A 20,583-nucleotide genomic window follows, 5' to 3' on the forward strand; every position below is an offset into this window, starting at 1 on the left:
TTCACGACACCCACAGGATACCAGTCATGGCCTTGCGGCCCTATATCGTCGGCAATTGGAAAATGAACGGCACGCGGTCGATGCTCGCCGAAGCGCGCGCGATCGACCGTTCGGCACAGCGTTTGATGAAGGTCGAGGTGGCGCTCGCCCCTCCATTCACGCTGATTCACGCGGTCCACAAGGAAGCCGAGCAGATCGGCGTGGGCGCGCAGGATTGCAGCGCCGAGCTGGACGGTGCCTTCACCGGAGACGTGTCCGCAGCGATGATCGCGGATGCCGGTGCCAAGTTCGTCATCCTGGGACACAGCGAGCGCAGGCAAGGGCACGGCGAAAGCGATGCCCTGATCCGCGCGAAGACCGAAGCCGCTTTGGCCGTCGGGCTGAAGCTGATCGTCTGTTGCGGCGAGACCGAGCAGACTCGCGATGCCGGTCAGGCCGAACAGTTCGTGGTCGATCAGCTGGCCGCTTCGCTTCCGGAATTGCTGGATGGTGCGAGCGAGCGCCTTTCGGTTGCTTACGAGCCGATCTGGGCGATCGGGACCGGGCGAACCGCAAGCGTTGCCGATGTGGCCGCCATGCACAGGGCGATCCGCGCGCTTCTTGTCGACCGGTACGGCGACGAGGAAGGCGGTTCGGTCCGCATTCTCTATGGCGGATCGGTCAAGCCCGACAACGCGCGCGACCTGCTCGGTGCGGACGAAGTGGGCGGGGCGCTCGTCGGAGGCGCCAGCCTGACCGCGGAAAGCTTCCTCGGCATCGTCATGGCCGCGGTGGACCTTCAGGACGCCTGAGTCGGGACGCCTGAGCGCGCCGCTTGCCCAATGGGCCGCGCATCCCTAAATGCGCGGCCACACCCGAACGCGAGAATCCTTGTCCCATGTCGCTTTTCCTATTTCTGCTCGTCGTCCAGGCGGTCGTTGCCGCAGCGCTCGTGGGCGTCATCCTGATGCAGCGATCGGAAGGCGGCGGCCTGGGAATCGGCGGTAGCCCCAGCGGGATGATGAGCGCGCGCGGTGCGGCGGACTTCCTTTCGCGCTCCACGCGCTGGCTCGCGATCCTGTTCGTCGGTCTTTCGATCGTTCTCGCGGCGCTGGCGGCGAGCACTTCGAACAGCGGCGTCTCGGTCGAATCGACCCTCGACCGTACGGCTCCGGCTGGTCCGGCGCCCGCGCAGCCGGCACAGGCTCCGCCGGCCGACGATCCCCTCGCCGACCTCACTCAGTAACTCGTTTCGACCAGCCGGTTGTGGATTGCGGCACATTGCCGTGCCAACCTGCTTGCGCGCAGCCCCCACACACGCTTAAGGCTCGTCTCCCATGGCGCGGTATATATTTATCACCGGCGGCGTGGTCTCCTCGCTCGGCAAAGGTCTCATGGCGGCGAGCCTCGCGGCTCTCCTGCAGGCGCGCGGTTTCCGCGTGCGCATTCGCAAGTTCGATCCGTATCTGAACGTCGATCCGGGCACGATGAGCCCGTACCAACACGGCGAAGTCTATGTGACCGACGATGGTGCGGAGACCGATCTGGACCTCGGCCACTACGAGCGGTTCACCGGCGTTTCGGCGCACCAGGGCGACAATATTACGTCCGGCCGCGTCTATCGCGACATCATAGCCAAGGAGCGGCGCGGCGATTACCTTGGGGCGACGGTTCAAGTGATCCCGCACGTGACCGACGCGATCAAGGCGTTCGCGCAGGCCGACACCGCGGATCTCGACTTCGTATTGTGCGAGATCGGCGGCACGGTTGGCGATATCGAGAGTCTTCCGTTCATCGAGGCGCTGCGCCAGTTGCGGAACGAGCTGGGGCGCGAGAACACCTGTTCGGTCCACGTGACCCTGGTGCCCTACATAGCCGCGGCGGGGGAGCTGAAGACCAAGCCGACTCAGCACTCGGTCCGCGAGATGACCGGTCTGGGCATCCAGCCAGACATCCTCCTGTGTCGCTGCGAAAAGCCGCTGCCCGACGGCGAGCGCGCCAAGATCGCGCTGTTCTGCAACGTCCGCAAGGAAGCGGTCATCCCCGCGCTCGACGCGACGAGCATCTACGCGGTGCCGCTGCAGTATCACCGCGAAGGCCTCGACAACGAGGTATTGCGCCACTTCGGCATGACCGCACCCGCACCCGATCTTGCCAGGTGGGACGATATTCTCGACCGGTTCGAGCATCCCGAGGGCGAGGTGACGATCGGTGTGGTCGGCAAGTACGTCGGCCTGCCGGACGCGTACAAGTCGCTCAACGAGGCGCTGGTGCACGGGGGCATGGCCAACCGGGTCAAGGTCAACATTCGCTGGATCGACGCCGAACTGTTCGAACAGGACGACGACGAAATCGCCGCGCGTCTTGAACCCCTGCACGGTATCCTCGTGCCCGGCGGCTTCGGCGAGCGCGGCAGCGAGGGCAAGATCGCCTCGGTGCGCTTCGCCAAAGAGCGCAAGGTGCCGTTCCTGGGCATCTGTCTCGGCATGCAGATGGCCTGCATCGAAGGCGCGCGTTCGGCCGGCACCGAGCGCGCCAGCTCGACCGAGTTCGGGCCGACTGACGAACCGGTCGTCGGCATCATTACCGAATGGATGAGCAAGGAAGGCCTGCAACAGCGCAGCGCCGAGGGCGACCTTGGCGGGACGATGCGGCTTGGTGCGTACGATGCCAGGCTATCGGGCAATAGCCACGTCAGCGCGATCTACGGCGGTGCGACGACGATCAGCGAGCGTCACCGGCATCGCTACGAAGTGAACTCGGCGTACAAGGATTCGCTCGAGCGAGACGGCCTCGTCTTCTCGGGAATGTCGCCGGACGGATTGCTGCCGGAAATCGTGGAACGGCCGGACCACCCCTGGTTCATCGGAGTGCAGTTCCACCCCGAGCTGAAAAGCAAACCGTTCGACCCGCATCCGCTCTTCGCTGGCTTTATCAAAGCTGCGCTACAGCAGGCGCGTCTCGTTTGAAAATTTCGCGAAATTGCACTTCGGTGGTCAATTTCTACAATCCGTCTTGATGGAGGACCGATAGGTGTTGCTCAGGTGCATCTTCGCATCTAGGGGCAAGGGTGTTCGCTCAAGTTATCATTTGATAATGCGCGTGCATACGTGAACACGTGCTGCTAAGCGTAAAAAAGCTTGGAGCGGATTTGATCGTCTTCTGCGACCCGGACGGTCAGATTCGCCCGAGACGGCGTTCACTCGTCGTGGGGGCGGGCCGCAAGGCCCGCCCCCAAATCGTTCCGAGGCGAGGCCGGCTTTAGGCCGCGTTCGCTTCGTCTCCGTCGTCCTTGACGACCTCGAGCGTCGGCTGACCACCCACGATGATCTTTTTGGGCCGCATCGCCTCCGGCACTTCGCGCACGAGGTCGATCGTCAGCAGGCCGTCGGCAAGGTCGGCGTTTTCGACCCGCACGAAATCGGCGAGTTCGAAGCGGCGCTCGAAGCCCCGATTGGCGATTCCGACATGGAGCATTTCGCCCTGACCGCCTTCGGGACGCTTCTTGCCCTGGACGACGAGCAGGTTCTGCTGCGCGGTTATGTCGAGATCGCCCGGGCGAAAGCCTGCGACCGCGATCGTGATGCGGTATTCGTCCTCGCCCTTCCGCTCGATGTTGAACGGCGGATAGTTGTCCCCGCCGTTGGAGCGGGCTTGGCTTTCGAGAAGGTCGAACAGACGATCGAAGCCGACGGTCGAACGGCGGTAAGGGGTAAAGTCGAGACGTGACATGAAACAAATCCTCCAATGAGCAATTTGATAGCCAAGGCGGATCGCGTTCGCGGCACCCACCGGTGTTTGCATTCCCGCCCGCGTTGCGGCACGAAAAGCCCGTTCGAGATAATATCGGCGCGCGTCGTGTCAAGGCTTGGTAAAATACTGAAAAATGAAGGAAATTTGATGCATCAACCGAAAGTCGTCATTTACACCAAGTTCGGCTGCGGGTTCTGCTATCGCGCCAAGCGCCTGCTCGATGACAAGGGGGTTTCCTACACCGAGCACGATATCACGATGGGCGGTCCAAAGCGCGACGAGATGATGGCCAAGGCTCCGATGGCACGAACTGTCCCGCAGATCTTCATCGGCGACACCCATGTAGGCGGTTCTGACGATCTCGCGGCACTCGAACGGGCAGGTAAGCTCGACGCAATGCTCGCCTCGGCATGACGCGCATTGCGCTGTTGCAGATGACCGCCGGCATTGAGCCCAACGAGAATGCCGACAGCATCAGCGATGCGATCGAGCAGGCAGCGTCCGGCGGTGCCGCAATGCTGTTCACCCCGGAAATGAGCGGATTGCTCGATCGGGATCGCATCCGGGCAGCTCGCCACATCGTACCCGAAGAGGATAATCCCGTTCTCGCCGCGACGCGCCAGGCCGCGGCGGCGCATGGACTGTGGGTGGCTCTCGGTTCCCTCGCCGTCATGGGCGATGGCGGGCGATGGGCCAATCGCTCGCTGGTGATCGATCCTGCTGGGGCGATCGTCGCAAGGTACGACAAGATTCACATGTTCGATGTCGATCTTGCCAGCGGGGAGAGCTGGCGGGAATCGAATGCCTTCGAGCCGGGGAAGTCGGTCGTTGCCGTCGAGGACACCCCGATTGGGCGGATTGGGCTCACCGTTTGCTACGACATCCGCTTTCCCGCACTTTTCGAACAGCTTGGGCGTCGTACTTGCGATGCCCTCGCAATTCCCGCCGCGTTCACTGTTCCAACGGGTGCTGCCCACTGGCACCTGCTCCAACGCGCCCGCGCCGTCGAAGCCAGCGCTTGGGTGATCGCCGCGGCACAAGTCGGCGAACATACGGACGGCAGGCGGACCTACGGTCACAGTCTGGTGGTGGATCCGTGGGGCGAAGTCGTCCTCGACATGGGGGGCGAGAATTCAGGTGTCGGTTTTGCTGAATTCGACACCGCGCGCACCGACGAAATTCGTCGCCAACTGCCGAGCCTTGCCAACAAGCGCAATATCCCCAACTAGCCCAGCTCATGATCGTTTTCGACCTGTCTTGCCCGGATGGCCACCGCTTCGAAGCGTGGTTCGGATCGTCGGGTGCGTTCGACGAGCAGCGCAAACGCGGCTTGGTCGAGTGTCCGCAGTGCGGTTCGAACGTGGTTGACAAGGCGCCGATGGCGCCGGCAGTCCCGGTGAAAAGCAACGCCCGCCAGACCAATGCAACCCGGCCGCTGACCAACGAAATGCCTCCTGAAATTGCCTCGGCGATCCGCGCACTTGCCGAAGCGCAGGCGATGGCACTCCAGAGCAGCAAGTGGGTCGGCGGTGAGTTCGCCGAACAGTCGCGCGCCATGCACTACGGTGAGCGCGAGCACGCCACGATCCATGGGCAAGCAACTCCCGATGAAGCCAGGGCGCTGGTGGACGAGGGCGTACCGATCGCCCCGCTGCCGTTTCCTGTCGCACCGCCCGACGAACTCAACTGATTGCCAGCGCAATTCCCGCGCTTTACAGCCGCCCCCGGCGCGCCCGTAGCTCAGCAGGATAGAGCATCAGATTCCTAATCTGGGGGCCACAGGTTCGAATCCTGTCGGGCGCACCATTCCTAGAATGGCAGGGCGGGGCATGAACGAGCGCGAAGACCTTTCGGAAATCCGCCGCGCAGTGCGCGCGCTGTGCGAGGAGTTCTCCGGGGAATACTGGCGCACGAAGGACCGCGATCGCGCCTATCCGGCGGAATTCGTCGACGCCCTGACCCGAGCGGGCTTCCTCGCCGCTTTGATCCCAGAAGAGTTCGGCGGCAGCGGCCTGAAGCTCGATGCGGCCGCGGTCATCATGGAGGAGATCCAGGCTGCCGGCTGCAACGGCGCAAGCGCCCACGCGCAGATGTATATCATGAATACGCTTCTCAAGTATGGCAGCGCCGACCAGAAAGCAGCTTATCTTCCCGGTATCGCCAGCGGCGAACTGCGCCTTCAGGCGTTCGGTGTATCGGAGCCGACCAGCGGCACGGATACGCTATCTCTCAAGACGCGAGCCTTGCGCGACGGAGATGACTACGTCGTCAACGGTCAGAAGATCTGGACGAGCCGTGCGGAACATTCGGACCTGATGTTGCTGCTCGCGCGGACCACGCCGCGGGAAGACGTAGCTAAGCGTACCGAAGGGTTGAGTATCTTCCTCGTCGATATGCGAGCAGCCGTCGGCAAAGGGTTGACGATCAAGCCCATCCTTACCTTGATGAACCATTCGACCACCGAGGTGTTCTTCGACGATCTCCGGATTCCCGCTTCTGCTCTGATCGGTGAGGAAGGGCAGGGGTTCCGCTACATATTGTCCGGCATGAACGCCGAGCGGATCCTGATCGCCGCCGAATGCGTCGGCGACGCCAAGTGGTTCATCGAGAAAGCAACCGGTTACGCCAAGGACCGACAGGTTTTCGGCCGTCCCATCGGCCAGAATCAGGGTGTCCAGTTCCCGATCGCACGAGCCTATGCCCAGATGCGCGCGGCGGAACTCATGGTCCACCATGCCGCGCAAGCCTACGATGCCGGGGGCAATCCAGGCGCGGAAGCGAACATGGCAAAGCTGCTCGCCAGCGAGGCCAGCTGGGCGGCGGCGGATATGTGCGTCCAGACGTTCGGCGGCTTCGGCTTTGCCGAGGAGTACGACGTCGAACGCAAGTTTCGCGAGGCGCGGCTCTACACCGTTGCGCCGATCAGCACGAACCTGATCTTGAGCTATCTTGCCGAACACGTGCTCGGCTTGCCGCGCTCTTATTGAGGTTTCCAGCCGCGCGCCTTCGCCGACCGTTCCTGCGGCGCATCGAGCGCCGAACCTGCCGCAATTCCATTCGCCCCAACGATGACCGCTTGTTCGACTGCCTCGGCCTGGCCACTGTCTCCCGATGCCACATTGACGCCATTTCGTTGAATGCGCAGGTGCCAGCCATCATCCATGCGACAGGCGATTCCCGATAGGTCCGCCCGCACGAACCCGCGGCACAGGTTGCCGGTCTCATCGGCAAAGGTCATCAAAATCCGAGTTTCGCCTCCCAACCGCTGTTCGGCAACCAATTGTCTGTCGAGCGCCTTGGCCAAGTCCCCAGAGGCAAAGGTCAGGCCATCGCGAATCTCGGTCTGGCCGTCCCACAGAGACGGCCAGAGCAGGATTGCAGCCATCGCCACCGAAGCTGCCGGAAGCAGCCAGCGGCGCGACTTGCGATGGCTGCCATGCGTTGCAGGACACCGCTTTTTAGCCGCCAATCCATCCCAATCGATCATTGCGTCGCAAAACCTGTCTCAAAGCGCTTGAATCGGTTCGTTAACTGTGATTCTGTCGCCTTCGTGACACGGGAAGGCCATCGAATCCAATCGCCGCGTGATCGGCTGACGCAAGGGGTGGCTCTCGTCGCCCTTCTGTTGCTGGGTGGACTGGCGATTCTTGGACCGAGCGGTCTGCTTGCGTGGGGCGACAATCTTCGCCTGCTTGACCAGCGCCGCGCGCAGATCGCCACGCTCTCGCACGAGCGCAACGAGCTCAAGATGCAGGTCGATGCTCTCAACCCGAACAAGGCCGATCCGGACTTCGTTGGGGAACTTATCCGCAAGGACCTGAATGTAGTCCACCCCGACGAAGTGGTCATCCTTCTCGAACCTTCGGAAAGCCGCTAGGCCCTAGCGTCAGGCGGGTTTTCGTATGCACGCGGATTGCACCCGCGACGGGCTTGCGCCATAGGCTCAAGGCATCTCGCCACCTCCCCGGCAGACGATATCCGAGGACCTGAAATTGGCCAAACCAGCCGTCGGGGGCAAAGCCCCGAAGCCCGCAACTGTCCCGAGCGATGCCAAGTTGGCCACGCCTAAGCACAATCGCGAGGAGGCCGAGTTCGTTCTCCATTCCTTGCAAGATGAGCACGAGAAATCGTTGCGATACAAGGCGACGGACGAAGAACTTCTGAACATGTATGAGCAGATGCTGCTCATCCGCCGATTCGAAGAGCGCGCCGGACAGCTGTACGGACTTGGGCTGATCGGTGGATTCTGTCACCTCTACATTGGACAGGAGGCCGTGGCTGTCGGACTGCAATCCGCGCTCACCGAAGGTCTCGACAGCGTGATAACCGGATACCGCGATCACGGTCACATGCTGGCCTATGGCATCGACCCCAACGTCATCATGGCCGAACTGACCGGGCGCGAGGCCGGCATCAGCAAGGGCAAGGGTGGGTCGATGCACATGTTCTCGACCGAGCATCGCTTTTACGGCGGTCACGGGATCGTCGGTGCACAGGTTGCACTGGGTGGCGGCCTAGCGCTCGCGCACCAGTACCGGGGCGACGGCGGATTGTGCCTGGCATATTTCGGCGACGGCGCCGCGAACCAGGGGCAGGTCTACGAGACGATGAACATGGCCAGCCTGTGGAAGCTCCCGATGGTGTTCGCGATCGAGAACAACCAGTACGCGATGGGCACCAGCACTGCGCGCTCGAGCGCTGAGACCGAATTCTACCGCCGCGGCACGGCGTTCCGTGTTCCGGGCATGGATGTGAACGGGATGGACGTCCTCGAAGTGCGCCAGGCGGCCGAGGTCGCATTCGCCCATGTGCGCGCAGGCAAGGGGCCGGTGCTCATGGAGCTCAACACCTATCGCTATCGCGGACACTCGATGTCGGACCCGGCCAAGTACCGCACTCGCGAGGAAGTTCAGGACCAGCGCGAGCACAACGATCCAATCGAGCGCGCGAAGAAGGAACTTCTCGAGCGGGGCGTATCGGAAGACGCGCTGAAGGATACCGACAAGCGCATCCGGACGACCGTGTCGGCCAGCGCCGACTTTGCCGAGAATTCGCCCGAGCCACCGCCGAGCGACCTGTACACCGACGTGTTGGTGGAGAGCTACTGATGGCGCTCGAACTGAAGATGCCCGCTCTTTCGCCGACGATGGAAGAGGGCACGCTGGCCAAGTGGCTGGTGAAGGAAGGCGATACCGTGTCCGCCGGTGATATCCTGGCAGAGATCGAGACCGACAAGGCCACGATGGAATTCGAGGCTGTCGACGAAGGCACGATCGGAAGGATTATCGTCCCCGAAGGGACCGAAAACGTGAAGGTGGGCGAAGTGATCGCGACTATGGCCGGCGACGACGCCGACCAGACCGACGCCGAGCCTCCAGCCGAATCCGCACCGGCAAAGGCTGACGCTTCTCCCGCTGCCGCATCCAAAGGCGATGCGGCCCAGCCTGCTGCCGTGGCCAAGCCGTCACGCGATCCAGATCTTCCCGAAGGGACTACGACGACCACCGTCACCGTTCGCGAAGCGCTGCGTGATGCGATGGCAGAGGAAATGCGTCGCGACGATCGCGTGTTCGTAATGGGCGAGGAAGTCGCGCAGTATCAGGGGGCCTACAAGGTAACCCAGGGTCTGCTCGACGAGTTCGGTCCGAAGCGGGTGATCGACACTCCGATCACGGAATACGGTTTTGCCGGGATCGGCAGCGGGGCGGCGATGGGCGGCCTCAGACCGATCGTCGAGTTCATGACGTTCAACTTCGCCATGCAGGCGATCGACCACATTATCAATTCCGCCGCCAAGACGAACTACATGTCGGGCGGGCAGATGCGCTGTCCGGTCGTGTTCCGCGGACCCAACGGTGCGGCAAGCCGCGTCGGTGCTCAGCATAGTCAGAACTTTGGGCCGTGGTATGCAAGCGTCCCCGGTCTGATCGTCATCGCTCCATACGACGCCGCGGATGCGAAGGGTCTGCTCAAGGCGGCGATCCGCAGCGAGGATCCGGTCGTCTTCCTGGAAAACGAGCTGGTCTATGGTCGAAGCTTCGAAGTGCCCGACCTCGACGACCATGTCCTGCCGATCGGCAAGGCGCGGATCGTGCGTGAGGGCAAGGACGTGACTATCGTGAGCTACTCGATCGGCGTGGGACTCTCGCTAGAGGCCGCCGAAACGCTCGCGAGCGAGGGCATCGATGCCGAGGTGATCGACCTGCGGACTCTGCGCCCGCTTGACAGGGAAACCGTGCTTACCTCGTTGGCCAAGACCAACCGCCTGATCATCGCGGAAGAAGGTTGGCCGACCTGTTCGATCGCATCGGAAGTCATGGCAATCTGCATGGAAGACGGCTTCGACCATCTCGACGCCCCGGTTCTGCGGGTCTGCGATGAAGACGTGCCGTTGCCCTATGCGGCCAACCTCGAGAAACTGGCACTGATCGATGCACCCCGGATCGTGGAAGCCGCTCGCAAGGTTTGCTACCGAGGCTGAGGCGTCGTCGGTGGGTCAGATCGCGACGAAAACCGCTCGGGTGTAGGTGAGTTCGGGGCCGTCGACCCCGGCGAAGCTGAGGAAAGACGGCAACTGGTGCGTCATCGTCAGCACCATCTTGCGCGTTCCTGGAATGGTCTGGGCTGGAGGACCGTCCTTGTCGACGAAGACCTTGGTGTCTTCGAGATCCAGCATGTATGGGGTCGTCGAGGCGATACCCAAACCGAAGTCCTGAATCTGCGAGTTCGTTAGACGGTTGTCGGTCTGGAATTCGACCGACACGTTGCGTCCGGTCTCGGTCATCGAATTGCGCATGGCGTTATATGACTGCATCCACAGGCCAACCTGGAAGACGCCGAGCAGCATCATCAGGAACGCAGGTGCGATCAGGCCGAACTCGATCACGGCCGAGCCGGTTTCATCCTTCAGCAATGCTCGATCGGGGTTCTTCATCACGAAACCTGGACAGTTCGCTGGACGTCGTATTCGAAGGCGCTGCCGATTCCCCACTGGCTCCACACCGGCTCGTACCAATCGGTCAGCGCAATGTGTAGGTAAGTGGCCAGTTCCTCTTCCTCGCATCCGGAAGGGAGGGTTTCCGACAGGGCTTCTTCGCCACAGCGGTATCGGAAAGTTACCTGGATGGTGCCGGTCGATGGTAGGGACCCCGACAATTCGCTTTCAACCGCAAGACGCTCCGTTTCCGTGTCAGGCGTGGAGACCATGGCAATCTCGGTTGCCAGTTCGGCGGTCGATTGCAGTCTGCTCTGCTTTTCCACCATCGTGGCGACTTCGAAGCCGCCGATGCACATGACGATCAGGGTCGGCGCGACGATGGCGGTTTCGATCAGCGCGGTACCCTGGCTGTCGTCACACAAGCGCTCGAGAAGGGACTTGAGCTTTTTCACGATACCAGCCTCACCCTGTTCTTCGTACTGAGGACCTCGGTGTCCTCGCTCAATCCGGAAGGACAGAAGCTCGTCATTTCCATGTTGCCGGTCAGGGTAATCGTGGAAGCGACTAGCATGAGGCACTGGCTCGTCACGCCTGCGGAACCCGCGATGTCGAGGTTGCTGACGGGTAGATAAACCGTGCCGTTGAGAACGGTCGAAGAATTACCGTTCATCTTGTTGCCGGTGTTGCCGGGCGAATTACGGTCTTCGAAGATCAGCATCCCCGCAAGCTTAATCGCCTGGTCCGAAGATACTCCCGCTGCCTCGAGCTGGGATACCGACATCCCGGTCAAGGCCACATCCGCGCCGCCGTTGATGCGGATTCCCGCACCGTTCTTGAGAACGAACAGCACGCCAGGTCCGGTTACGTTGTACTGGGAATTGATGACCAGGTCGCCGCCATCGATCACGTAGATTCCAGTATTGAATACGGTGTCGCATTTGAGCGTTAGGTCCGGATAGGTTCCTGGCAGAAGGACAGCCGGGCTCCCCTTGCCCTCAATCGTGACCTCGCGAGCATTGACGTATGTGCGCGTGACCGTAGTGGTCGGCTGTTCGTAAATCCTACTGTTCCCGCTCCCCGAGACAACCGTATAGCCGCCGACCGTCGGGCCGGTAACTTGAGGGTTCGTCGTGGGAAGTGCAGATAGCGCAATATTCGTCAAAGATTCTGTTCTGTCCACCGCAGGTTTTGCGCCGGAGAACGACTGGCTTGTATAGTTGTTGCCGTTCTTTTTGTAATACGCGTACGTGATCTGTGTCCGGGTATTTACCTCATCTGCCAGATAAGATGTCGACGCCTTGCCACTCGGACAGGAGTATACGCGAGGCGTATCGTTGGTCGGCGGCGTAAGTCCCGCGAACGGATCGGTTAGGCCATCCTGGTTCTCGAGGATGGTGTCGTCCGTGTTGTCCTTGAACCACTGGTCGATACCGCCCGCTGCAATCAGCCAACCGGCGTCGATCGTCGGGCTGCCGTTGACCTTGATCGCCAGGGGATCGTCCGAAAGTGCAGCGATGCCGCAACCGGCGATGAACTCGGCGCTACCGCCGATGGTCACCGCGCCTTCGGCATCCTCATCGACCGCGATCAGGCAACTCGTGAAGTTGACACCCTCTTCGAATGCCGCCTGGGCGCTCACCGCTACGGTCGTTGCCGATCCGGTCAGGAAGCTGGAGAAAGGTAACGACTTTGTGGCCGATGCCGTCACGATAACGCTGTTCTCGGTCCCGGTAGCCCAGTTGGCGAGAGAGACCTCCGGATCGGAGGCGAACTCTGACGTCTTCGATAGGTTGGCCGTGTATTCCTGCGTCGCGCGATTTTCGTAGGTGTCTTCGGTTTCTTCGTTCGCACGGGCGTAGGCCCCCGCGATCGCGGCCTGGTCGACCGCGAACTGAAGCTCGGACTTCCACATATACCACTGGGTCACGTCGACGGCGAAGCCGGCACCCCCGATGAGTGCTGGCATGCCCGCCGCGACGAGCATCATAGCGTTGCCGCTGGTGTTGCTCCGCAAGCGTCCGAAGAAGTCGGCGATCGCTCCCATGGGTCAGGCATCCTCGTGATTGATACGGCCGGTCATAGTGCGCCATAGCTTGCTCAAGGTAAGCGCTTTGCCAAACGACAGGGTTAACAGGTTATTGCGCCCCACCGAGGTGCTTGACAGGTGCAAGCCGCGGGCCGGAAAGAGGGCGGTGACGTCCGTCGAACCCATCGATCCTGTGCTGGACCTGGCGCTGGCCTGGCAGCCATCCAAGGGCAGGTCCGCTTTCGCGACATTGCTGGAATTCGACGCGCGCCTTGGCAGTGTGTTGGTGCGGGCAAGGGAGCCGATGCTTGCCCAGCTCAGGTTCGCCTGGTGGCGCGATCGACTTGCCGAACCCGTATCGCAGCGCCCCGCAGGAGAAGCGATGCTGGCGCGGTTGACGCGGGATTGGGAGGGATCAGAGGCCGTTCTGACCGCTCTTGTCGACGGGTGGGAGGAGCTAATCGGCGAAGCGCCCCTTCCTGCGGAAGCAATCAACCGCTTCGCCGGAGCCCGGGGTGCAGCACTTGGCGAGTTCGCCTCTCGCTCAGGACAAGCGGAAAGCCGTGACCCCGTTGAAGCAGCAGGTCGCCGATGGGCGCTTGCCGACTTCGCGCTCCGGACTTCCAATTCTAACGAGCAGGAGACGGCACTTTCGATTGCACGGGCAATGAAGCCTGCATCGAAACTTCCCCGCGCCGTTCGCGGTATCGCCGTACTCTCAGCTTTGGCGGATCGCGCGATCAGGTCGGGCGAGCCGTTGGGGGCGGGTAGAGGGGCGGCGCTCACGGCTCTTCGGGTTGGCTTAATCGGGCGATAGCTTATGTATCGTCGCACTGGGTGTCGCAGGGGTCGCGAATGAACAAGTTGGTGCTGGGCGGCGTGCTGATGCTCGTGCTGGTCGGGATTGGCCTGTTCTGGTGGCAGGGCAGGGCAGCGGTGGAGAAGGCTGCTCCGCCCCCTACGTTGCAACCCGAATTGCCCGCGCCGGACGCCCTGCCGATTGTCGATCCGGGGGAGTTGAAGGGGCCGGCCCCGCCCGAAGCGACAGAGTTGACCCGCGAAGAACAGCGCTTCTTTCGCTACGATCGTAATCGCGACCGACGCGTTACGCGCAATGAAATGCTGTCCACCCGCAGCGCCGCGTTCCGCAAGCTGGACAAGGACGGCAACAACTTGCTCGATTTCGAGGAGTGGGCGGTCGCCACGGTGAACCGCTTCGAATCCGCCGATGCCGACGGCGATAACGAACTCGATCTGGTCGAATTTGCCCGCACGGCGCCCAAGCCTGCGCGACGTAGTCCTGCCTGTCGCTGTTAGGCCGGGACCGGAGTGCGATGTGCCATCCACTCCCCGAGGTCGGCCTTGGCACGATCGGTGTAGGCTTCTTTTCGCGCCTTCTTGCTGACTTCGGGAAGGGGCGGGAAAAGCCCGAAATTGATGTTCATCGGCTGATAGGTTTCAGCCTCGGCATCGCCGGTGATGTGCGCCAACAGCGCGCCCATCGCGGTTGTGCGTGGCGGGGAATTCCAGGTTTCGCCTGCCAGCTCGCTTGCTGCCATCATACCGGCCATCAAACCGACGGCCGCGCTTTCGACGTAGCCTTCACAACCGGTAATCTGGCCCGCGAACCGCACATGCTCGCCGCCGCGAAGCCGAAGCTGGCGATCGAGCACGAGCGGTGAGTTGAGGAAGGTATTGCGATGCAGGCCGCCCAGCCGGGCGAATTCGGCATTCTCCAGCCCCGGGATCGTGCGGAACAGGCGAACCTGTTCGGCGTGCTTCAGTTTTGTCTGGAACCCGACCATGTTCCATAACGTGCCGAGCTTGTTGTCTTGGCGGAGTTGGACGACGGCGTAAGGCCAGCGACCATTGGGATGCTCGGGCGTCGCAGCGTGCGGATTGTCCAGGCCGACGGGCTTCATCGGTCCGAAGCGCAGCGTTTCAGGACCTCGTTCAGCCATCACCTCGATCGGCATACAGCCTTCGAAGTACGGCGTGTTTGCCTCCCACTCGCGGAAAGTGGTCTTGTCGCCGTCCACCAAGCCCTGGACGAAAGCCACGTATTGGTCCCGGTCCATCGGGCAGTTGATGTAGTCTTTCCCGCCCTTGTCCCAGCGGGCCGCCTTCCACGCGATGCTCATGTCGATCGTGTCGTGGTGGACGATGGGCGCGATGGCATCGAAGAAGGCGAGGCTGTCCTGACCGGTGGCCGAGGCGATGCTCGATGCGAGCGATGCGGCCGTCAGTGGGCCAGTCGCGACGATTGTAGGACCCGAAGAGGGCAGGGCATCGACCCTCTCGCGCACGATCTCGATGTTGGGAAGCGCGCCCAGTTCGCGTTCGACGGCCGCGGAGAAGACATCGCGGTCGACCGCCATGGCAGAGCCTGCCGGAACCCGCGCCTCTTCACCCGCGCGCATGACGATACTGTCCAGGCGCCGCATCTCGTGGTGGAGCAAGCCGACCGCGTTCTTCTCGTCGTCGTCGGAGCGAAAGCTGTTCGAACATACGAGTTCGGCGAGTCCGTCGCCCTGATGCGCGGGGGTCATGTCTCCGCCGCCGCGCATTTCCGACAGCCGGACGCGAATCCCGCGTCGGCCTAGTTGCCAAGCCGCTTCGCTTCCGGCGAGCCCGCCGCCGATGATGTGGATGTCATGCGCCATGCCAGCCGCCTAGAGCTTGCACGGGGTGCAGTTCAAGGGCAGTCAGCGCTCCAACGAGGGGGGGAATGGAAATGCCGCGGGGCGCACTGATCGATCATCGGCCGTGGCTGGCTGCCGGCATCGCGATGGCGCTGGCGTTCTGGGTGCTGAGCGATAGCGCGCTCGGCGGCGTTTACCTGATGGCCCTTAAAGGCGGGTCGGTTGCCGTCCTGGCAGCCTACGCGCTTGCCAGATCCAGTGGCCGCAACGCCCGCCTGATCGCATTAGTTATGGCGATCGGGGCTGCAGGGGACGTGGGGATCGAACTCAGGACCGAACTCGGTGGCGGCCTGTTCCTGATTTCCCATCTCGTGGCGATCGCGCTTTATCTCTCCAATCGCCGGGCGCAGACCAGCGGATCGCAGAAGGGGGCGGCGGTCGCCCTGCTTGTGGGCGTCCCTCTGCTCGCGTGGCTGCTCTCGCGCGATCCGCTCGCGGTAACCTATGCCGCTGCGCTCGCGGCGATGGCGGCGACGGCTTGGCTGAGCCGGTTCAGCCGCTATCACGTGGGAATCGGAGCGCTGCTGTTTGTGGCGAGCGACCTGCTGATCTTCGCGCGGCTCGGCAACGCCTTGGAGTACAGGATTGCCGAATGGCTAATCTGGCCGCTCTATTACGCCGGGCAATTCCTGATCGTTACCGGAGTGGTCCGCACGCTGAGGACCGATCACCAGGCCTGACGTGAGGCGGCACCGCAGCGAGCGGCGCCGCCCATTCAATGTCATTCCGTGCCAGGCTCCTCCGGCATATCGTCGTCGCTCTGCGGCGAGGTGTACGGTTCGGTCGCTTCGGTGCCGCGCGACACCATTTCCTCCGTGACCATTTCCTCGGCCTCGTTCTCGGGCTCGGCCTGTTCGTCGATCAGTACGGCGCTGACGATCGTCTCGCCCTTGGCGACATCAAACAGCTTGAGTCCCGCCGAACCGCGCCCGATGATCCGGAATGCGCGCGGTGCATTCTCCGGATCGGGCGCAAGGTGTCGCAGGTCCATAGGCATGCGGATGAGCTTGGCTTGATCGGTTACCAGCATCAGCTGCTGGCCGTCCTGGACCGGGAAACTGGCAACGACCGGACCGTTCCGTTCAATGTTGTCGATGTTGGTCACACCCTGGCCGCCGCGGTTGATGCGCCGGTATTCATAGGCAGACGAGACCTTGCCGTAGCCGTTGGCGCATACAGTCAGGATGAACTGCTCCTTCGCGGCCAGTTCGTCGAAGCGTTCCTCCGATAGCTCGGGTTCGCCTTCCTTGTCGGGCTTCCAAGGGGCGAAGCGCAGATACTGCTCGCGCTCTTCCTGATCTGTGCCGACCCTGTGAAGGATCGAGAGCGAGACGACTTCGTCGGTGTCTTTCAAACGCATGCCGCGTACACCGGTCGAGGTGCGGCTGACGAACTCGCGTACGTCCTCGCCTTCGAAACGGATGGCCTTGCCGTCGCGCGTGGCGAGTAGCACGTCATCACCCGATTCCAGCAGCGCGACGCCGATCAGACGATCTTCGCTATCATCCTCGAACTTCATGGCGAACTTGCCGTTGGTCGGGATGTTGGCGAACGCGTCCATGCTGTTGCGGCGCACGTTGCCCTTGGCGGTGGCGAACACGACGTTGAGTGCGCCCCAGCTGCTCTCGTCCTCGGGCAAAGGCAGCACGGTGCGGATCGTTTCGCCATCATCTAGTGCTGGCAGGAGGTTGACGATCGGCCGGCCCCGCGTCGTCGGTCCGCCTTCGGGCAGCTTCCAGACCTTAAGCCGATAGACCTTGCCCGCAGTGGAGAAGAACAGGACCGGGTTATGCGTGCTGGTGACGAACATGTTCGACACAGCATCCTCTTCCTTCGTCGCCATGCCGGCGCGGCCCTTGCCGCCTCGGTGCTGGGCACGGAAAGTCGATAGCGGGGTGCGCTTGATGTATCCGTCGAGTGTCACGGTCACGACCATCTCGTCGCGCTCGATCAAATCCTCGTCGTCGAGGCCGTCCCACGCGGGCGCGATCTCGCTGACGCGGGGTGTCGCATAAAGATCGCGGATCTCCCGCAGTTCCGCGCGCATGACATCGTAAAGCTTGCCCCGGTCGCCCAGGATCGAGAGGTATTCCTCGATTGCGGCGGCCAGTTCGTTGAGTTCGCCACCGATCTCGTCGCGACCGAGCGCCGTAAGTCGGTGGAGGCGGAGTTCGAGGATCGCCCGAACCTGACGTTCTGACAGCTTGTAACTGCCGCCGTGCTGTTCCTCGCTTGGCTCGATCGCTTCGACCAGCGCAATATACTGCGCGATGTCGCCGATCGGCCACTCCTTGGCGAGCAACTTCCCGCGTGCTTCCGCCGGATTGGACGAACCGCGGATCATGGCGACCACTTCGTCGAGGTTGGATACCGCGACCACCAGGCCGAGCAGGATGTGGGCCCGGTCCCGCGCCTTCGCCAGTTCGAACTTGGTCCGGCGGGTGATCACTTCCTCTCGGAACGTGATGAAGGCCTGCAGGATATCCTTCAGGCCGAGCGTTTCCGGGCGTCCGCCGCGGATCGCCAGCATGTTGGCGGGGAAGCTCGCCTGCGCCGGGGTATGGCGCCAGATCTGATTGAGCACGACCTCGGCCGTGGCGTCACGCTTGAGGTCGATGACCACGCGAACGCCATTGCGATTCGACTCGTCGCGAATGTCGGAGATGCCCTCGATCCGCTTTTCCTTCGCGGCGTCGGCGATCTTCTCGACCAGACCGGCCTTGCCGACCTGATAGGGAATCGACGTAAAGACGATCGATTCCCGGTCGCCTCGCCCACGCTCGATTGTGTGCCGCGCGCGCATCAGGATCGATCCGCGTCCGGTCAGATAGGCGGATTTCGCGCCCGACTGGCCGAGGATCAGGGGTGCCGTGGGGAAGTCCGGGCCAGGGATGATTTCCATCAGCGCCTCGGGCGCCATCAACGGATCGTCGATCAGCGCAAGGCAACCGTCGATCACTTCGCCCAGATTGTGCGGCGGGATGTTGGTCGCCATGCCGACGGCGATGCCGCCGGCGCCGTTGACCAGGAGGTTGGGGAACCGGGCGGGAAGAACCGTCGGTTCCTTGCGCGAACCGTCGTAGTTGTCGGCGAAATCGACCGTGTCCTTGTCGAGATCGTCGAGCAGCGAATTGGCGACGCGAGCCAGGCGCGCCTCGGTGTAGCGCATCGAGGCCGGCGGATCGGGGTCCATCGAGCCGAAGTTGCCCTGGCCGTCGATGAGCGGGACGCGCAGCGACCAAGGCTGCACCATGCGGGCCAGCGCGTCGTAGATCGCGCTGTCGCCGTGCGGGTGGTAGTTGCCCATCACGTCGCCGACGATCTTGGCGCTCTTGCGATAAGGGCGCCCGGCGACGAAACCGCCCTCGTTGCTGGCGAAGAGTATCCGGCGGTGAACTGGCTTCAGCCCGTCGCGAACATCGGGCAAGGCGCGCGCCACGATCACGCTCATCGCGTAATCGAGGTAGCTGGTCTTCATCTCGTCGACGATGTCGATGCGAGTATATTCGACCGGCGATGCGGGCGGGTTCAGGGTGTCGGTTTCGTCGCTCAAGGTACTGCCGTTTCGGTGGCGCGCGCAAAGGCGCAGCGGGCTGATATTCGCCTAGGGCAAGGGGGCGGAAACCGCCAGTTTGCGAGGGCCTGTTGGCACCTCATCGAGGCCGTTTTCCACATAAGAGTGAAGGACAGTGGGTGCAACCGCTGTCGGCGGCCTGAAATCGCCGTTCAAAGGGCGTTCACGGCCGCAAAGGTAGGTGGATTGCATTGTCGGACACGATTGGCCACTAGCGCGTTTTCGTATCGGCAGGAGGCCCTCAGCGGGGCCGAGTCCACTCATGGGAGACCACTCGATGCCAAAGATTCGTCCGGCCGCCTCGCGGCTCGCTTTCGCTGTCGCACTCGCGACAACTGCCGCCGTCGGCATGACGGCTGCGGCCACCCCCGCGTTCGCCCAGAAGAAGGGCAAGGAGCAGGAAGCGCCGAAGGCAAATTATTCTAAGGCGTTCATCGCCGCCTACCAGCCCGTGTCGAAGATCGTCACCGACGGTACCGATCTCGCCGCCGCCAAGGCGCAACTGCCGGCCGTGACGGCGGCAGCCGAAACCCCCGACGACAAGTTCGCTGCGGGACAGTTGACGTTCAACGTCGGCGCCAAGTCGAGCGACGTTCCTCTGCAGCGCCAGGGTCTCGACATGATGCTCGACAGTGGCAAGACTCCTGCGGGAGACCTTGCGCGCAACAGCTTTGCCGCTGCACAGCTCGCCTACAATGCCAAGGATTGGGCCGCCGCTCGCACGCGCGCCGAACAGGCAGTCGCTGCTGGTTATCAAGGCGATGCCGAGCTGTTGATTGCCGAAACCTATTTCGCACAAGATCAGGCAGGTGTCGGTCTCGACGCGCTGGATAAGGCGATCGCACGCAAGACGGCAGCGGGAGAGAAAATTCCCGACACCTGGCTGAAGCGTGGCCTGTCGCAAGCGTATCAGGGCAAGCTCGAGCCGCAATCGCTCAAGTATTCGGCGCTGTACGCTCAAAACTACCCTTCGAAAGCAAGCTGGGGCGATGCGATTGCCATCCAGCGTAACTTCCGCAACTACGAAGGGCAGGAACTCCTCGACCTTATGCGTCTTGCCATGCGCGCCGATGCGATGCGGACCGAGCGGGACTATGTCGACTACATCGAAGCGTCCGATGCTCGCCGGTTTCCGGGCGAGACCCAGCGCGTAATCGAGGCCGGTACGGCAGCAGGAATGCTCAAGTCGGGCGACGTTTTCGTCAACGAAGCGCGCACCATTGCTTCAAATCGGGTCAAAGCCGACATGGCCGAACTCCCGGCGCTGGAGCGCGACGCGCGCGCCGCCTCCTCCACTGCCGCAACGGCCATGTCGGCGGGTGATGTCTTCCTCAGCTATAACCAGCCGGCAAAGGCCGAGGAGTTCTACCAGATGGCGCTGGGCAAGACCGGTGTGGACACGGCGCGCGTCCTCACCCGGCTAGGCATCGCTCAGGTCGACCAAGGTAAGCTGGCTGAGGCGCAGGCGACCTTTGCGAAGGTTCAGGGCGAGCGTCAGCCGATTGCACAGCTTTGGAGCGTCTATGCAGCGCAGAAGGCTGGTACGGCGGTAGCCGCCGCTTCCTGATCTCTCGCGAAAACTACAGTCGGGCGCGGGTCTTAGCTTACTCGC

General features: G+C 62.6%; 20 protein-coding genes and 1 tRNA gene. 14 read left to right on the top strand and 7 right to left on the bottom strand.

What is annotated here, in order from left to right:
* The first annotated feature begins 26 nt into the window (after window positions 1-26).
* From tpiA to AR323_RS04165, 3 genes are all read left to right on the top strand, one after another.
* Window positions 27-791 (top strand): triose-phosphate isomerase, encoded by a 765-nt coding sequence (tpiA, locus tag AR323_RS04155; RefSeq protein ID WP_057882715.1) that lies wholly within the window; start codon window positions 27-29, stop codon window positions 789-791.
* 86 nt (window positions 792-877) lie between these two features.
* Complete coding sequence (secG, locus tag AR323_RS04160) at window positions 878-1,225, top strand: preprotein translocase subunit SecG (RefSeq protein ID WP_057882716.1); 348 nt, start codon at window positions 878-880, stop codon at window positions 1,223-1,225.
* A 91-nt stretch (window positions 1,226-1,316) separates the two neighbouring features.
* On the top strand, window positions 1,317-2,948 hold the full coding sequence (locus tag AR323_RS04165; RefSeq protein WP_057882717.1) for a CTP synthase: 1,632 nt from the start codon (window positions 1,317-1,319) through the stop codon (window positions 2,946-2,948).
* A 292-nt stretch (window positions 2,949-3,240) separates the two neighbouring features.
* On the opposite strand, the gene AR323_RS04170 is transcribed toward AR323_RS04165, so the two are convergent.
* Complete coding sequence (locus AR323_RS04170) at window positions 3,241-3,711, bottom strand: Hsp20 family protein (protein WP_057883158.1); 471 nt, start codon at window positions 3,709-3,711, stop codon at window positions 3,241-3,243.
* A 168-nt stretch (window positions 3,712-3,879) separates the two neighbouring features.
* Between AR323_RS04170 and grxC the strand changes: the two genes are divergently transcribed.
* The 5 genes from grxC (at window position 3,880) to AR323_RS04195 (ending at window position 6,719) form a co-directional block, all read left to right on the top strand.
* Entirely contained in the window at window positions 3,880-4,146 is a 267-nt protein-coding gene (gene grxC, locus AR323_RS04175; RefSeq protein ID WP_057882718.1) for a glutaredoxin 3, read from the top strand.
* Window positions 4,143-4,961 carry a carbon-nitrogen hydrolase family protein gene (locus AR323_RS04180; protein WP_057882719.1) on the top strand — a complete coding sequence of 273 codons (819 nt, stop codon included), beginning with the start codon at window positions 4,143-4,145 and terminating at the stop codon, window positions 4,959-4,961. The genes grxC and AR323_RS04180 overlap by 4 nt, the downstream gene beginning before the upstream one ends.
* A gap of 8 nt (window positions 4,962-4,969) precedes the next feature.
* Window positions 4,970-5,422, top strand: coding sequence for a DUF1178 family protein (locus AR323_RS04185; protein WP_057882720.1), 453 nt, complete (start codon window positions 4,970-4,972; stop codon window positions 5,420-5,422).
* 39 nt (window positions 5,423-5,461) lie between these two features.
* Window positions 5,462-5,538: transfer RNA gene (locus tag AR323_RS04190), tRNA-Arg, on the top strand.
* Between the two features lie 23 nt (window positions 5,539-5,561).
* Window positions 5,562-6,719, top strand: coding sequence for an acyl-CoA dehydrogenase family protein (locus AR323_RS04195; RefSeq protein ID WP_057882721.1), 1,158 nt, complete (start codon window positions 5,562-5,564; stop codon window positions 6,717-6,719).
* On the opposite strand, the gene AR323_RS04200 is transcribed toward AR323_RS04195, so the two are convergent.
* A complete protein-coding gene (locus tag AR323_RS04200; protein ID WP_083495239.1) occupies window positions 6,713-7,117 on the bottom strand; it encodes a hypothetical protein in 405 nt (134 codons plus the stop codon). The two genes, AR323_RS04195 and AR323_RS04200, sit on opposite strands and share 7 nt — an antisense overlap.
* A gap of 219 nt (window positions 7,118-7,336) precedes the next feature.
* Here AR323_RS04200 and AR323_RS15080 point away from each other — a divergent pair, with 219 nt between their 5' ends.
* From AR323_RS15080 to AR323_RS04215, 3 genes are all read left to right on the top strand, one after another.
* Window positions 7,337-7,609 (top strand): FtsB family cell division protein, encoded by a 273-nt coding sequence (locus tag AR323_RS15080; RefSeq protein WP_235510446.1) that lies wholly within the window; start codon window positions 7,337-7,339, stop codon window positions 7,607-7,609.
* 178 nt (window positions 7,610-7,787) lie between these two features.
* Window positions 7,788-8,840, top strand: coding sequence for a pyruvate dehydrogenase (acetyl-transferring) E1 component subunit alpha (gene pdhA, locus AR323_RS04210; RefSeq protein WP_057883160.1), 1,053 nt, complete (start codon window positions 7,788-7,790; stop codon window positions 8,838-8,840).
* On the top strand, window positions 8,840-10,213 hold the full coding sequence (locus AR323_RS04215) for a pyruvate dehydrogenase complex E1 component subunit beta (protein WP_057882723.1): 1,374 nt from the start codon (window positions 8,840-8,842) through the stop codon (window positions 10,211-10,213). The genes pdhA and AR323_RS04215 overlap by 1 nt, the downstream gene beginning before the upstream one ends.
* Before the next feature lie 15 nt (window positions 10,214-10,228).
* On the opposite strand, the gene AR323_RS04220 is transcribed toward AR323_RS04215, so the two are convergent.
* From AR323_RS04220 to AR323_RS04230, 3 genes are read right to left on the bottom strand one after another with little or no spacing between them, the layout of a single operon-like run.
* Window positions 10,229-10,666: a TadE family protein gene (locus AR323_RS04220; RefSeq protein WP_057882724.1), complete on the bottom strand. Its 438-nt coding sequence runs from the start codon at window positions 10,664-10,666 to the stop codon at window positions 10,229-10,231.
* Window positions 10,666-11,121: a TadE/TadG family type IV pilus assembly protein gene (locus AR323_RS14640; RefSeq protein ID WP_057882725.1), complete on the bottom strand. Its 456-nt coding sequence runs from the start codon at window positions 11,119-11,121 to the stop codon at window positions 10,666-10,668. Before AR323_RS14640 ends, AR323_RS04220 begins: the two co-directional genes overlap by 1 nt.
* Window positions 11,118-12,713, bottom strand: coding sequence for a TadE/TadG family type IV pilus assembly protein (locus tag AR323_RS04230; protein ID WP_057882726.1), 1,596 nt, complete (start codon window positions 12,711-12,713; stop codon window positions 11,118-11,120). Before AR323_RS04230 ends, AR323_RS14640 begins: the two co-directional genes overlap by 4 nt.
* Before the next feature lie 837 nt (window positions 12,714-13,550).
* Here AR323_RS04230 and AR323_RS04240 point away from each other — a divergent pair.
* The gene (locus AR323_RS04240) at window positions 13,551-14,012 is read left to right on the top strand and encodes an EF-hand domain-containing protein (RefSeq protein ID WP_057882728.1); all 462 of its coding nucleotides are present in this window, start codon (window positions 13,551-13,553) and stop codon (window positions 14,010-14,012) included.
* Here AR323_RS04240 and trmFO read toward each other — a convergent pair.
* Window positions 14,009-15,358 carry a methylenetetrahydrofolate--tRNA-(uracil(54)-C(5))-methyltransferase (FADH(2)-oxidizing) TrmFO gene (trmFO, locus tag AR323_RS04245; RefSeq protein WP_057882729.1) on the bottom strand — a complete coding sequence of 450 codons (1,350 nt, stop codon included), beginning with the start codon at window positions 15,356-15,358 and terminating at the stop codon, window positions 14,009-14,011. The two genes, AR323_RS04240 and trmFO, sit on opposite strands and share 4 nt — an antisense overlap.
* 65 nt (window positions 15,359-15,423) lie before the next feature.
* Here trmFO and AR323_RS04250 point away from each other — a divergent pair, with 65 nt between their 5' ends.
* A complete protein-coding gene (locus AR323_RS04250) occupies window positions 15,424-16,077 on the top strand; it encodes a lysoplasmalogenase family protein (RefSeq protein WP_235510447.1) in 654 nt (217 codons plus the stop codon).
* Window positions 16,078-16,118: 41 nt separating this feature from the next.
* On the opposite strand, the gene gyrA is transcribed toward AR323_RS04250, so the two are convergent.
* A complete protein-coding gene (gene gyrA, locus AR323_RS04255; protein ID WP_057882730.1) occupies window positions 16,119-18,950 on the bottom strand; it encodes a DNA gyrase subunit A in 2,832 nt (943 codons plus the stop codon).
* Window positions 18,951-19,248: 298 nt separating this feature from the next.
* On the opposite strand from gyrA, the gene AR323_RS04260 reads away from it, so the two are divergent.
* Entirely contained in the window at window positions 19,249-20,538 is a 1,290-nt protein-coding gene (locus tag AR323_RS04260; RefSeq protein ID WP_152980297.1) for a hypothetical protein, read from the top strand.
* Window positions 20,539-20,583: the final 45 nt, after the last annotated feature.

Origin of the sequence: Tsuneonella troitsensis (genome assembly GCF_001441535.1) — a bacterium.
In the GTDB taxonomy this organism is placed as follows: Bacteria; Pseudomonadota; Alphaproteobacteria; order Sphingomonadales; family Sphingomonadaceae; genus Tsuneonella; species Tsuneonella troitsensis.